Annotated in this window: 12 protein-coding genes and 1 pseudogene; 1 reads left to right on the forward strand and 12 read right to left on the reverse strand. The window is 60.3% G+C overall.

Annotated features, from left to right (window positions below; genetic code table 11):
- Positions 1 to 176 precede the first annotated feature (176 nt).
- Positions 177 to 1,109, forward strand: a complete 933-nt coding sequence (locus tag PJL15_RS15185; protein WP_281451981.1) for an alpha/beta hydrolase — start codon at positions 177 to 179, stop codon at positions 1,107 to 1,109.
- A 120-nt stretch (positions 1,110 to 1,229) separates the two neighbouring features.
- Here the strand turns inward: PJL15_RS15185 and PJL15_RS22740 are convergent.
- The 12 genes and pseudogenes from PJL15_RS22740 to PJL15_RS15240 form a co-directional block, all read right to left on the reverse strand.
- Positions 1,230 to 1,568, reverse strand: a pseudogene (locus PJL15_RS22740) (transcriptional regulator); the annotation flags it as partial.
- A 509-nt stretch (positions 1,569 to 2,077) separates the two neighbouring features.
- Positions 2,078 to 2,320, reverse strand: coding sequence for a MarR family winged helix-turn-helix transcriptional regulator (locus PJL15_RS15190; protein WP_281451982.1), 243 nt, complete (start codon positions 2,318 to 2,320; stop codon positions 2,078 to 2,080).
- A gap of 175 nt (positions 2,321 to 2,495) precedes the next feature.
- A complete protein-coding gene (locus PJL15_RS15195; RefSeq protein WP_281451983.1) occupies positions 2,496 to 3,125 on the reverse strand; it encodes an SDR family oxidoreductase in 630 nt (209 codons plus the stop codon).
- Between the two features lie 83 nt (positions 3,126 to 3,208).
- Positions 3,209 to 4,147 (reverse strand): alpha/beta hydrolase, encoded by a 939-nt coding sequence (locus tag PJL15_RS15200; protein WP_281451984.1) that lies wholly within the window; start codon positions 4,145 to 4,147, stop codon positions 3,209 to 3,211.
- 142 nt (positions 4,148 to 4,289) lie between these two features.
- Positions 4,290 to 5,201, reverse strand: coding sequence for a helix-turn-helix transcriptional regulator (locus PJL15_RS15205; protein ID WP_281451985.1), 912 nt, complete (start codon positions 5,199 to 5,201; stop codon positions 4,290 to 4,292).
- A 175-nt stretch (positions 5,202 to 5,376) separates the two neighbouring features.
- Complete coding sequence (locus tag PJL15_RS15210) at positions 5,377 to 6,552, reverse strand: low temperature requirement protein A (RefSeq protein ID WP_281451986.1); 1,176 nt, start codon at positions 6,550 to 6,552, stop codon at positions 5,377 to 5,379.
- A 551-nt stretch (positions 6,553 to 7,103) separates the two neighbouring features.
- Positions 7,104 to 7,406 (reverse strand): DUF4193 domain-containing protein, encoded by a 303-nt coding sequence (locus PJL15_RS15215; RefSeq protein WP_281452034.1) that lies wholly within the window; start codon positions 7,404 to 7,406, stop codon positions 7,104 to 7,106.
- A gap of 280 nt (positions 7,407 to 7,686) precedes the next feature.
- Positions 7,687 to 8,130, reverse strand: a complete 444-nt coding sequence (locus PJL15_RS15220) for a DUF4913 domain-containing protein (RefSeq protein WP_281451987.1) — start codon at positions 8,128 to 8,130, stop codon at positions 7,687 to 7,689.
- A gap of 11 nt (positions 8,131 to 8,141) precedes the next feature.
- Positions 8,142 to 9,911, reverse strand: coding sequence for a type IV secretory system conjugative DNA transfer family protein (locus PJL15_RS15225; RefSeq protein ID WP_281451988.1), 1,770 nt, complete (start codon positions 9,909 to 9,911; stop codon positions 8,142 to 8,144).
- Positions 9,908 to 11,503, reverse strand: coding sequence for a helicase HerA domain-containing protein (locus tag PJL15_RS15230; protein ID WP_281451989.1), 1,596 nt, complete (start codon positions 11,501 to 11,503; stop codon positions 9,908 to 9,910). Before PJL15_RS15230 ends, PJL15_RS15225 begins: the two co-directional genes overlap by 4 nt.
- Positions 11,503 to 13,011, reverse strand: coding sequence for an SCO6880 family protein (locus PJL15_RS15235; RefSeq protein ID WP_281451990.1), 1,509 nt, complete (start codon positions 13,009 to 13,011; stop codon positions 11,503 to 11,505). The genes PJL15_RS15230 and PJL15_RS15235 overlap by 1 nt, the downstream gene beginning before the upstream one ends.
- The gene (locus tag PJL15_RS15240; protein WP_281451991.1) at positions 12,998 to 14,311 is read right to left on the reverse strand and encodes a hypothetical protein; all 1,314 of its coding nucleotides are present in this window, start codon (positions 14,309 to 14,311) and stop codon (positions 12,998 to 13,000) included. The genes PJL15_RS15235 and PJL15_RS15240 overlap by 14 nt, the downstream gene beginning before the upstream one ends.

Consider the following 14,311-nt stretch of genomic DNA (forward strand, 5'->3'; position numbering starts at 1 on the left):
CAGGACAAGGTAGTCCCTGCCTAACGCTAACCACCCGGAGCTATGGTGGATGTAGCTGTCTCAATTGTGGGCCCTGCCGTCGCGGCGAAATACCTGTCGTGCTGCCGGCAAGTCCAGTCAATGTCACACGGCCTCCGGCCGACAGTGGCCCGTCAGCCCAGAAAGAAGCGCTACCAATGGAAACCATTACGTTCAGGAATAAGCACGTAGATGTTGCTGCAGACATTCACTTCCCGCCCAACTTTGACGCAGCTCAGAAGTACCCCACCATCGTTAGCGCGCACCCCGTGGGAAGTTGCAAGGAGCAAACCTCTGGTTCTGTCTACGGCAAGGCCCTAGCAGAGGCTGGTTTCGTCGTGCTTGCCTTTGACGCTTCATTTCAGGCCGGTAGTGCCGGTGAACCCCGGCAACTCGAGGATGCCGGCTGGCGTGTCGAGGACTTCCGGTGCGCGGTCGACTACCTCGTAACTCTTGACTGCGTAGACGAGAACCGCATCGGCGTGTTTGGCATGTGTGCGGGTGGTGGCTACACCTGGGCGGCCGCAATGACCGAAAGGCGTTTTAAAGCCGTGGCAACCGTGACTGGTGTCAACCTAGGGCGTCTTCTGAGAGAGGGAGACAAGTCTCCGGACGCGGCAATCAAGACGTTGGAGGCCATCGGAGAACAGCGCACGGCGGAGGCACGAGGAGCAGAACAGCGACTTGATAGTTCTATCCCGCCATCGGTCGAGAAGGCCAAGGAAATGGGCCTCGTCCCACCACTCCATATAGATGTTGCCGAGGCGACTGAGTACTACAAAACGCCCCGTGGTGCCCACCCTCACGGAACAAATCTCTGGTCCTTCTCCTCAATGGCTCCCACCGTTGGGTTCGATGCAGTTCACTTAGCAGACAAGTTGTTGACCCAACCCTTGCTGCTGGTTGTTGGCAACAAACCTGGCGAATTCGGCGCCTACAGGGATGCACACACACTGTTCGACATGGCAGCCTCAAAGGACAAGGAAGTCGTCATCATTCCTGACGTTTCTCATTACGACCTGTACGACAAACCGGAAGCTGTTCAGCCTGCCCTCGACGCACTTATACCGTTCTATAGCAAGCGCCTTTAGTCCCATGGTTTGTGCGCGGTTGCAGACCGGCGAGCACAAAATGGGGAGTCTTCGAAATGGAGTGCACCTACCCGCTTTTTGGCCCCATCGGCTTGTATTTCAGGCCGTTTGTCCCAATACCTACAGTTCGGCCGTTGGAGGAGGGCTGACAAGCAATAGAAATCGGTTGTGGAATTCCGTTCCCGTGGGGGCGCTCCAAGTGACTAGCTGTTGATTTGGGTCCGTCGCGCAAGTCAATGTATCCCACTCCAGCACCAGGTCGCCTACACGCGGGTGTCGAAAGCGCTTGACTCCGCTGTTCCGTACAGCCACTAAATGCTCCTTCCACCAGCGCTGGAAGTCCTCGTCCATATGGGCAAGTTCATCCACCAACTCTGCCAAGCGTGGATCCTTCGGATTGCGCGCAGCTTCCCTGTGTAACTGCGCTACGCACAGTCGACCGGTTGCCTCCCAGTCGGGGGTAGAGGGATCGGACCGCCGGGTCTATAAACAGCTGTCGCACGTAGTTGCATTTGGTATGTCTACGTCGTGCGGCTGAATTTCCTTGCGGCGAGCTTTCAAGAAGTCGCCCAACTGATTCAGATGCACGTCGCACCAAGTTTGATTCATGACCAAAACTCATATTCTCCGTGCCCAAGGAACAACATATCCACGGGCAAGCTCGTTCTATTAAAAAGATGTGACAGTGATACCACTACCTAACTAAGGTCGAGGTCAGCCGAGTGGCGCCGCTTCTTGCCTTATCCATCGCTCCAATGGTCGAGGGAGGAAGACTGACCTCGCTAGATCTAGAAATGTTGCGCATGTCATCTGGATGAGGGTACAAACGACTGTGCAAGGGATTTAGCGCCCGATACGACTTCCCAGGGGCACTCTACCCGCCATGCTCCTCTGCGGAAGGTACGATGTGACGCTGTCGCTCAGCTGTTGTCTGTGCATAGTTAATTCCTCGGTGTGATTGCCAGTGTCTACACGCGTCGATCGGCTTCGTCGCTGCCGCGAACGACTAGGCCCCGCTTGACGAGTCCACCGATCAAACCAGTGACCGTGGACCGTTTTACGTCCAACTCCCTGGCCAAGTGTGCCGGGGTGATGCCTGGCGTCTCACTTACTGCGAGAAGGGCTGCGAAGCGACCGCCAGAAAGCTCGCGTCCAACGAGCATCTCGTTGTAGCTTTCATCTACCCGGCGCGAGGTCGCCAAAAATCCCATGGCGAACTCAGCTCTACTACTGCCGTCGATTTGGCGCAATAACAGCCGCTGACGAGTACCTAGAATCTCATACATTGGCACCATATTATAAGGCGCCTAACTAAATAATCTGGGTTATGGTCCGGCTTCCCGGGTGGTTACTGCGTGAAGCCGGACCATAAGGGACAAGCAGCCCTTACCAGTTGGGGCGGTCGCCCTCAGTCCCTGGCTTGTTTACACCAAGGCTCTCCCGCTGGTGCTTCTCAGGGCGAGTGACTATTTCAGTAACGAGCGCGGCGACGCTCTTACGAGAGACCGTCGTACCCTTGAACGGCTCGTCGCGCTGGGTTAGCTCATAATCGACCTCATCTGCGTCAGACAGCCAGGCTGGTCGCAGCACGGTGTAAGCCAATGATGAGGTCTCAATGACATCAGATGCGGCAGCATACGTGTCAAGCGTGGACGCCCCTATGGTGGCGCGGTTCCAGCGGCCGAACTCCCCCGGAACCTCGTTGTGGATGCCCAGAGCGGTTACAAAGACCAACCGCTGGACGCCTTCGGCTTTCATGACATCGACAATTGCCCTGGCCTGCTCGTCGATGTTGCCGGAGAGATTCGCATACACGACGTCCTGCCCTCTAACAGCCTTGGCAAGCACCGAGCGATCGGTCGTGTCGCCCTCAATCACTGTTGCGCCTGGAGGCACTACCCCAAGGCGACTCTTCTTGCGGGCGAACAGGGTTAGCGTGGCGCCCTGCTCATCGAGCATTTTGATAGCCCAGGAAGCTATCTGCCCGGATGCACCGAGCACAAGGACTTTTGTCATGAAGTTTCCTTTCAGGATGATTTGGCGGGATGCCAGCTTTGCCCCGACCCGACCCGGCAGTGCGGGCGGCGACCCGCTGCGCTTTAGAGGTTCTCGGTAAAGAACGGTGTCAATTTGCTCATAGCCTGAGCCACCGGTTCGTCCTTGTCGTAGAGATCATAGTGCGACCATCCCTTGACCACCGTAAGTTCCTTCTTCGTCGACCGGGCCCGGCGCACGATCTCGTAGCCGTCGCGGTACGCACCGAAACCGCCCTGGATGTCGCCCACGACTACGAGGAGTGGCTGGGTCAGCAGTTCCTCGGCCAGGTGGAAAGCGTCCCAACCGTAAGCGGTCCCCATGTGCGAGCGGAGGGTCTTGTTAAGGCCGTTAGGCTTCGCGCCGCGAGTGGTCTTGTAATATTCGGTCGCGCCGAGGATATCAACGTCGGTGATTCCGAGCTCTTTCGCCTGTTCGGTGGATTCCGGCAAGCCACCGTCAACCTGCCAGTCGGCGCCCTGGGCTTCGGCGGTGCGCTGTGCTGCAATCTCCTCGAGTTTCGCGATCACCGCTTCCGCGGAGCCCTCGGTCTCGCGCAGCACGCGGCCGTAGTTCGCCCCAGTGATCGTTGCGATTGCCTTATACCGGCGTTCAGTCATAGCGGCGTTGATCGCGTATCCGCCCCCGCCGCATATTCCGATCAAACCGATGCGCCCGGCGTCGACATACGAGAGAGTAACGAGATAGTCAGCGACGTGGCGGAAGTCTTCCACACGCAGGGACGGGTCTTCGGTGAAGCGCGGCTCACCTCCGGACTCGCCTTGGAAACTCGCATCGAAAGCCAGGGCCACGAAGCCCTGCTCAGCCAGCTGCGCGGAATAGACCTCACCCGAGGTCTGCTCCTTGCATGAACCAATCGGGTGAGCTACGACAATGGCCGGGTACTGCTTGGACTCATCAAAGTTCGGCGGGTAATAGATGTCCGCCGCAATCTCCCAATACATGTCGCGGTTCTTGAACGTAACGTGCTCGACATTCGACACGAAGCACTCCTTCTAAATCAGCTAGTTGGTTCTGACCGGAGTTAGGAACCGGCCCTGCCCTCGTCGTTATCGTCGAGTTCGGCAATACTTCAAGGCTAGGAAGCCTTTCCCGATTGAGGCAGATGCCACTGGCCCACCCCAGTCATTCCCGGGGGCGGCCGGGATCCTCGACAGTTGCATCTTCCTCGAGAGAAACCCTTGGGCCTTGGGATGAGGGCATATTCCAACTGCCCAACAGCCGTAGTGCATCTTCAGCCGGAGAGCCCACCTCGGGCAGGAACGTCACCATCTGTAGCCCGGGGGCGCCCGGAAGCTGCAGGGCCTCGTAGTTCAGTTCAAGCTCACCCACTACAGGGTGCATGATCCGCTTCTTCCCGCGACGGTGGGCTGACACATTATGTGCAGCCCACATGGAGCGAAACTCAGGGCTGATCGTGGACAGTCTCCCAATCAACTCGACGAAGGCCTTCGAACGGGGGACGCGGGCCAACTCGGATTGCAGAGTCCTCACCGCGTCCTCAGCGACGATCGTCCAGTCCGGAAAGGTGACGTGACTGTGTTCATCGAGAAACATGTAAAGGGCTAGGTTAGGCAGACTCGTTCCGCTGTGCCGCTCGTACACGTCGGCATACAGGGCCCGGCCAAGTGAATTTGTGGCCAGCAGGTCAAGGCGTCCATTCTGAATCGACGCGGGCAGCCCCGGCATGGCATCCATCAACTGCCGCACGTTCGCGTGGATCTTCCCTTCCTGCGCAGGCTGTCGAGGACGAGGTCTGGCGGCACGGCAGAGATCCAAGAGATGTTGACGTTCTACATCGTCAAGCTGGAGTGCGGATGCGATCGCATTGAGGATCTCTTCCGAGGCGCGCGCGATGTCGCCACGCTCGATCTGGGCGTAGTATTCGGTGCTTACACCTGCGAGGACCGCAACCTCCTCGCGACGTAAGCCATTGACGCGGCGTTTGCCGCCGCCCGGGGGAAGCCCCGCTTGTTCCGGCGTAAGTTTGGCACGCCGAGTCATGAGGAACTGCCTCACCTGTTGCGAAATGTCCATCGTTCAAGGCTATGCACTCAGCCGTCGAGTAGACACTTACCAGCAGCCCACCTCAGAAATTGATGCCGGCATAGGCCACGGCAATCAGCCTAGTGCGAGCCATGCATGTTCCGACGCGTCCAAGGATTCAGTATTTGGCTGTGCACTCCAGCCACCTTCTGTGGAGCCGTCACTACTACTTGTCGCTCGCGGGGACCGGATCGCGCAGGACAAGCACGATAACGATCAGAACGAGTATTGCTGCGGTAAACGTCACTGGAATCGGCCCGAGTGAATCGGCAAGAATAAGCAGAGCCCCCGCCGGTACTACAAGATTGACCAGCCTGTCAGCGTTATCTCGCAGGGCGATCCACCAGATACCCATCACGAACGCTGCAACGGGTGCAGTGAACGTAAACGACGCAGCGATCGTGCTGAGTTTAGTGTTCTCGGTGAGCACATCGATCTGCACTTCGACTCCAGCCGATAGAGCCCCCGCTGCTGCGAAGACAAGGTAGTGCACGTATCCGTAGCGGAGGGAATTTCCGAAGGAGCTGATGGATTCATGATGCGGCGGCCAGAAGTAGATCCACCACAGGGCCGCAGTGGTGACGAGAGCCAGGACGGAAATCGAAATGAGGGGCCCTAGCGCGGCATTATCATGCAGGGCTTCGATGATGGCGTTCCCAGAGGCCAGCAGACTTTCACCGAGAAGGATAAGGGTAAATAGTCCATAGCGCTCGGTGATGTGGTGGGGGTGCCATGGTGTCGTTCCACCAGTGCGCTCCGCAATGATTGGGACTGCAAGCTCGGCCACGATCAATACGATCAACGCCGCGGCGGAAAGAACAGCCGGAAGGGCCAACTGGAGCAACCAGAGCAGTTGAACGATTCCGATGCCGGCCGCATACAGCTGGGTGGCACGTCGGCTGTCACCAGCCAACCGGGAAGCGCGGAGCCACTGGGCCACCATTGCCACACGCATGACCACGTAGCTGAGAACGAGAATGGTGTAATTACCATCGCTGAATGCAGGGCCGATGCCTGCGGCGAATACCAGGACTCCGCCCATTTGAACAAAGGTTAGTAGCCTGTACAGCCAGTCGTCTGTGGCGAAGGAAGTAGCGAACCACGTGAAGTTCATCCAAGACCACCAAATGCCAAAGAAGACCACGGCATAAGCTATCAGTCCGTCCAGGATGTGGCTTTCGGTGAGAGCATGATGAAGTTCAAGACTTGCAATGCTTACCGCGACGACGAAGACCAAGTCGAAAAACAGCTCTAGGGAGCTGGCGCTCCTTCCTTCTTCGTTGGGATCACGGGGGCGCATGGGCACCAGTCGGAATCGCTGTCTACGTGCAAGTTGTGACATGGACGATGGTTTCCTTTCAAGAGTGCAGTCGCCGGGACCAATTTCGCGCCGATCCTGTTGCTCATTCCCCCGATGCTCTCACGCCCAAGTCCCAGATGCGGCGACACGATTGCCCTACCCTAACGACCTCCCATCTTTGCTAACCGCTGGATCCACCACCACCACGTAAGTAGTTACACCGCTACGTAAGTAAAGGCATCGAGCACTATTCGGCCTTCAAATTCCGACCCGACGTAACTAGAACGGCGAAAAGACGAGCTCAGCTCGGGCGAAGGAGCTTTCATTCCATTTCAGCCTGAGCTACACCCCAACCTGACGTCAGTTTGGGGCATGAATCTCGTCAGAATAGGGTCCTGAATGCCTTCTTTGACAGGCTATGGACAGGAGACTAAGACCTCAACCTGACATATGGGTAGCCGCTTCGCTGGCCAGCATCCCACCCAGAATTGGCGAAGCCCCGGTCAAATAGTGGTTGACCGAAAAATTGATTCTGCCCAAATCACCTGATGGTTCGCTGGGAAGCTGGCGTGACGAAATCTGATCGACTTGGCTTAGCCTTCGCACTCGATGCAGTATGAGTGGCCGCCGCTTTCGCGGGCCAGTTGGGACCGGTGGCGAACCAAGAAACACGAGTAGCAGGTGAACTCGTCCTCGGCTTGGGGAATTACCTGCACAATCAATTCTTCGGAGACGATTTCCCCGCCGGGGGTCAGACCCTCATCGAGGGCATCGGCCTCGTCGAGTTCACTGACGACGCTGCGTGCATCGGGTGCGTTGGCGGACTGCAGTGCTTCGAGGGAGCGCTCCTGGGATTCTTTGACGTCGGAGCGTACTTCGTCGTAGTCGGTTGCCACTTGGCTGATTCCCATTTCTAACGGTGTTGCCTGTTGTTCAGGTCTGACGAGTTTGCAACGCTGCCCGTGACTGTCTTGTTCCCGGCGCCTCTGGTTGCCTCATGCCGTCGACGGTTCATCACAGGCTTGAGGTTTTAGCTTCGGAGTTCAACAGTTCAGTCATCGTCGCTGGATTCCGGCATCGTGCCCTGCTCAAGCGCGGCAGTGATTGCCTCCGGCGACGGCAGGGCGGCTTATCTCATTTGACTGGGCGCAGGCGGGACCGGCGCCTTGGCCGGGTTCATGGCTGGATGCCCCGAACATCGGGGAACCAGCCCGCGGGTGCTTTCTTGGGTTCGAGGTGTTCGGGGTCCCGGTGTTTTTGCATGTCGCATTTGTGGAACGGACCGCGTGGGTCCAGGAGGACGCGCATGTGGTGGTCTGCGTGGTCGCGCCACCAGACGCTCATGCCGGTAGCGCCGTCGAGCCGGAGGTGTTCCCATGCCCTCCATAGAGCCTCTATGCGGGAGAGCGCTTCGGGGTGGAAGTACCACTCGATGCACCACTTCAGGGCGCGATTGTCGACGTCGCGCACGTAGGTTGGGAGCAGCTGCTCGTGCAGGAATTCCTCGGCTGAGCCGTACACCAGCTCCGGTGCTTTCGGTTCCTCGGCTGGTTTCTCCGCAGACACTCCTGAGTCCCCGCTGCCAGGGGCTGGGGCGAACAAGCCAATGTCGTTAGTCATCTGGGACGCTCCTACTTCGTAACCCAAGGGTTGACTGTCGATGCAGCTGGCACAGCTTCAGCGGGTTCTTCAGGACGCGGGCTGTATCGCTTGATGGATGCCTCCACCGCCTCCTTGTGTGGTCCGGTGTACCAAGGCATCGTCCGGACCAGCGTGGCGGGGGCGCCTGAGGCGAGGACGACGGCGCGGCCACGGTCCAGTTCTGCGAGGTTGGAGACATCGAAGATGCGTTCCTTGCTCTCTTGGCGGGAGCGGCTGGAACCGGACTTGCCGGAGGACGTGGAGACGTTGATGTAGCTGTAGTCTCCGATCAGGTCCGAGAGTGCACGGAGGAAGCCTTCTTCTGCGACACCGCCGCCGTAGACCTTTACGTTCGCGGCTGACCAGATCTTCCGCATGTTCGCTTCTCCCCACAGCTCGACCCCTTGGGACCAGGACTGCAGGATCCCCATGACGATCAGGCCTTTGGAGCCGTAGTGGCTGAACTGGTCCGGCAGTCCGGCCCAGCGGACGACGTTGGCCAGTTCATCGAGTGCGAAGAGCCCGGGCTTGGGAAGCCGCCCGCCGCTGCGCTCTGCCCGTTCCTCCATGGCCTCGGCAATGGCTACGGTCAGGGCTGTGGTGAGGGGTGCTGCTGAGCCGGCACCTTCTTTGGAGAGGATGTAGATCGTTTCCTGCGAAGCCGCGAAAGCATGGGGGTTGAATTGCCGGCGGGTATCCGTGGATACGGTCGCTCCACCGGTGGGGGCGACCCACCGCAGCGTGTTGCGGCTCTTGAGGCATTGGATCATCTTCTCGGCCGTGCCGAAGATACCGTCACGCTGCTTATCGGCCAGCTTCAAGGTGGATTCAAGGCCCTTGTACTGCAGCTCGTAGTCATGCTCGCGAAGGATCTCAATAGGCTCTTGGCTGACCTGTTCGGTGACCCAGATGTAGACCTGTGTGATGGGCAGCTCCCCGAGCGCGGCCGCGAGGAAATACGAGGACAGAATGTCCTCGGCCTTGGGATCGAAGTAAGCGTCAGGCTTAGACCCGGGCACACGGGAGCCAACGGAGAAGTGCTGGGTGAGCTTGTAGGCCTTCTCTTCGTCGGTGACGTAGGAGAGCGGGTTCCACCACCAATCAGGTTCTTCCTGGGCGATCTTCTGCGGATCGAACACCCATACCGGGGCCGTGCTCTCGCGGACGCCACGGGTGCCGTCCACGATGTCGCGCTTGTTCGATGTGGAGACCACAGCGCCGGGTGCGTCCAGAACGGCGGGCATGACCCGTGAGGTTGATTTACCGGTTCGGGGACCCCAGATGTCGAGGGACAGGTCTTCCCAGGACTGGATGAACTTCTGACCTGTGGAGACGACCTTGCCGACCACGATCCCCGGAGCATCCATAACGCCCAAACGCTCGGCGGTCGCTTTCGCTCCTTTTTCCGAGAACGCCGCCAGTGACTTCCCGCGTCCGAGGTAGCGGGCTGCCTTATCGACCCGGGCGCGCTTGGAGGCACCCTTCCTCCAGGCCACCAGGACAACAATGGTCAGGGCCAGCACCACGCCGGCCATGAGGCAGGCGACCACCGTGGCTTCGGTGGGCCACGGGACTCGGCCCTTGGCCGGGCCGGCGATCAGATCGATGGGGTGGGCTGGTGGAGCGGCAATGCCCGCCATCCACGAACCGAGGTGCAAGGCGGCGTAGGTTCCGCCGCCGAAGACGACGATGAAACCGATGGCCAACCAGACCAGCACAGCGTCGCCCATCCCCATTCCTTTACGGTTTGGTGCGCTCACAGGGTGCCTCCTTCAATCGGTAGGACCGGGGCTGCCGATTCCAGCAGGGTTTCAGGGGTGGAGTGCCATTTCCCGTCGGTGTCATTGACGCCTTCGGGGCCTTTCTCCAAGGAGGTGAGCCCGACCTGCACGGGGATCCCGGGACGGCCACCGACCTTGATCAGGAACTTTCCCCGGCCCGGAGGTTCGACGTCGACGCCGCGTGAGTCCCACGCGGGCGGGTCTTGCCAGCCAATGAGTTTTTGCTGCTCCTGCCGGGAAAGTGGAATGCCGGAGGTCAACAAAGGCATCTCGGAAGCGGGGAGGCCCCCGCAGATAACCATGCCGGAGCGTTCGACGAAGCCCCGGGCTTTCATCCGGTCTTCCTCTGCCGGCAACGCCAACAGGTCGGACATGGTGTGGGAGATCATGATCTGTCCAACACCGACGGAGCGGTTCAACCGGGTCAGGGCGTCCACACGGTCCACCATGCCCTTACCGGCGCGCAGCGCACGCCACAGCTCATCCAGGACCACAAAGTAGTTCCGTCGCGGCTCCAGCCCGGTATCGGCCAGGGCGTTGGCCACGTTGACCGTGCCGAAGCCGTAGGACCAGCACGCGAGCAGGACGGCGGCCTGGAGGTCCGTTTCGGTCTCGTCAATGCTGGAGACGTCGAAGACCACGGCGCGGTCGCGTTTCATGGGCTGGCTGGTCTGGCGGGAGAAGATTTCTCCGAGTTTCCCGCCACCGGTCAATCCCAGCAGGGTTGCTTCCAGCGCCCGGGTTTCTTGGAGGTAGACGTTCATGTCGCCCCGGTCCAGTGCGACCTGTCGCAGCTCGTCCGGTGCGGAGACAATCACGTCCAGCAGGTCCTTCAACACCGGGACACCGTCGAAGCGCTCATCGAGGACCCGCAGGGCGCGGTCTAGGATGGTTTGTTCCTGATCGGTGGGCGGGTTGTTCCGGCTGATCGTGATCAGCGAGACCACCATTGTCAGGCGGCGGCCGTGCGCGTCGGCACGGACGCGCGCTGCGTCTTCAGGGTGGCCGTTGTCTTCCAGGAGCTGAGCGGCTTCGACAGCCTGGCCCGGGTCGAGGATGTTCAGGTACCCGACACCACGGCCGAGGCGGATGACCTGTCCGCCTAGTGCCCTGACGGCTTTGACGTGCTCGCCTTTGAGGTCACCAAGGATCAGCGGGTGAACCCCTTGTGCGGAGAGTCCGATGAACATCCGCCGGACGACGGTGGACTTCCCCAGCCCGGGCTTGCCCAGGATGAACGCAGACGGGTTGGAAATCAGGCGTGCGCGCTGGAACCAGCTGATCGGGTCGCAGCAGACCGTGGCCTGTGTTTCTTCGTGCCGTCCCAGCGGCACGCCGATCATGGGCGAGGACGCACCGGAGGAAAAAGGCCACAGCCCGCAGACCTGAACCGTGGTCCCCCGGTACTGTTTCACGGAGGGGACGAGCTGGGCCATGCCCCCGCCGCGCCGCGGCCAGCCACGGGCACCCGGACCGGCAGAGCGGGGCTGCTTCTCAGCCTTCTTCGGAGCAGCCTTGGCCGGTGCGGTGCTGTGTTTCGAGGAGCGGGTGAAGAGTTTCGGGAGAGCCATTACAGAGCATCCTTAATCTCAGACGGGACCATGCTGTGCTCGGGCAGCACCAGGCCCAGAGGCAGTGACGCGGCGAACACGGTGTCCTGCGCCCCGTATGCGGGACGCAGCAGCAACCTGGCGCTACCGGAACTCTGTTCCACAGCAGCCACCGCGTCTGGAAGGCGTTCCCGGTCGGTCACGGTGGCCGTGACGACCAAGCCGAAGTTCACTAGGCCGGCACCTTGGGCTTCTTCTTTCGCGGTCTGTGCCGCTGACCGGGCATCCACCAGCGCACGGGCGGATGGCCGGTTTCCGGAAGTGATACGGACGTTGGCGTTGTTCTGATCCTGTTCGACCACGGCAGCGGCGCGGGCCGAATCCATCGGACGGTAGAGCAGGGACACGCGCTTGCGGTCAACGTCCCCGTGAGGGGCCAGCAACCGCGACAGGACTGATGAATTCACCGATCCACGCGGGGCGCCGGTCATGGTCCAGGAGACTGAGAACGCCGAATCGTGGCGGTAGTTCTCCCAGTTGGACTGGTGCGCGGTGGGGCCGACCTCGCCCCAGGTCAGGGACACCGGAGACCCGGCCGCGTGAGCTTCATCGATGATCAGCGCTGCAGGAGGATCGTAAGCGACACGCACGACCTCGCACAGTTCCTGCGCTGTCGTCGGACGGGCGATCCCGGCACCGGTGGACTGCAGCCGTGCCGACAAGCCCGGAATCCGGGAGGCAAGATCACGGGCGACTTCTTCAGGGGTCCGTTTTTTTGCCCCTGTACGGATAGCGGCCTTGAACGTCAACGACACCCAGGCACGGACCGTGGCTGATCCTTCCGGGTAGGTGGTCACAACCTCGTTCAGCATTTCCCGGGCGAACTCAGGTGCTTCCGGGTCGATGTTCATCAGCACTTCGTTCCGGAGCCGGTACCCCGAGTCCGGGGCCGTTTCCACGGTCACGGCTGCGGAGTCCAGCCCTGCCTCATCGGAGAGCCCGGCGAGCCAGCCACCCCAGTTCGCCACCCACGCATCAACCTGCTCGGGGTCCACCAAGGAGGCCCCATCGGGTTCGGTTGAGAAGATCACGGTGAAGTGACTCGTGGTGGGCACGTGCAGCATCGCGAAGGGACGCTTGTAGGAGTCGGTGAATTCGTACAGGGTCGACTTCGCAGCCAAGCCCGGAAGCTGGTACATGCCCCACGGCGTTACGCCGAGCGGGCCCGAACGGTAGAGATTTGTGCCCGAAGACCGGGAGACCTTGAAGGCCAAACGAGTGCCGGCACGGTCAACAATGGACTGGCCATGCTTGTCCTTGACTGTCAGCAGCAAGGCGCTGACACCGGCAAAGGCAAGAACGCCCAGGCCAACGAACAGGCCCCAAATAGCGAAGCTGATAATGCCCGCCAACAAACCTGCGAACACGATAGCGGTGCCGATCGCGCCGAGGTTGGCCAGCCCGGCTGAGCGCGGTACGCGCCAGTTGCCGTAAGACGGTTCTTTGTATTCGGTGTTAATTGCTGCCACTGGGGCCCTCCCCGGTTGAATCCTGCGCGGTCTTTTCGATTGCCTGCGACGTCGAGGACGCCGCCTTTGCTCCTGCAGCTACAGCCACCCCCACGGGTCCAGCTGCCGCTGCTCCCCCACTGGCTGCTGCTGCCCCTCCACCGGCACCAGCTGTCGCTCCAGAGGATCCGGTCCCGGCCGTACCTGCCTTGGCCGCTGCCGCTGTGCCGGCCGCTCCACCCGGCCCCGTGGCGCCAGGGATGGGCTGCCCTCCTCCGCCTCGCGGGCCGGACGTTCCATCGGCGCCCTTTGGTGAACTGCCGGTCTGGGTGTTCGACGTACTTGTCGACGATGAAGGGGTCGGTGAAGCATTGCCCCTCCCGCTACCACCACGGCCAAGGGAAACTGCACCTGTGGCAATGGCACCAACAGCTGCTCCCGCTGCGGCCCCGCTGCCGGAGGCGACGGCACCGACCATCGGTGTCACGAAACGCATCAGAGCTGGCAGTGCAAACAGCGCTACAACCATCAGCGTGAAACCGGTGATGGAACCGATCAAGGCGTCCTTCTCCCCACTGTTTTCCATGAGCAGGAACGCAACTGAGTACACGATGGCCGCTGCTGGTTTGTAGAGAAAAAAGGCGATGGTCCAACCCACAGTTCTTTGGAACCACTGCCGTCCCATCTCGGTGTTCGTGAACGCGGCTGTGGTGGGCAGGATGCCCGCAAGAATCACCAACATGCCGCTGCGAACGATCATGAGGACTATCTGGACTAGGGATGCAAGCAGGCCGATAAGACCCAGAACGATGAGGATGAAAACCCCCACACCTGTCTGGTTCGCCATGGTCAACAGCTGCATCGACTCGGCAAAGCCCTTGCCGTCCGTGGAGCGTTTGATGATCTCGGCAGAAAAGGCGTCGGCTGCGATCACCAGGATCGAAATCACCCCCAGTCCCAGACCTGAAACCAGGGTCAGAGTGATAAGTGAACGCAGCAGGTCTTTTAGAGGTGCGCCCCGCTGCTCCCAAATCAGCCGGATGCCGCCCAAGATGACGGCCAGGACTGCAAGCGCCAAAGTCCATGGCATCAACTCACTATTGACCAGGGAAACAACCGGACTGGCTGTAGAGCCGTCTTGGCTAGTTAGGTTCACCGTCGGGGTTGAGACCCAGAAAGTAGACAGAGTCGTCACCATCTGACTCATGCCCTCCATGATGGCCTTGGCGAGATTGTTGATGGTGTCGTCGGCTATCCCTGCCGCGACTTCTCCGGCACCTTCTTTGGCTTTGCAGGCCAAGTCCCAGACTTCACATGCCAT

It is taken from the genome of Paenarthrobacter nitroguajacolicus (genome assembly GCF_029952445.1).
Classification (GTDB): domain Bacteria; phylum Actinomycetota; class Actinomycetes; order Actinomycetales; family Micrococcaceae; genus Arthrobacter; species Arthrobacter nitroguajacolicus_B.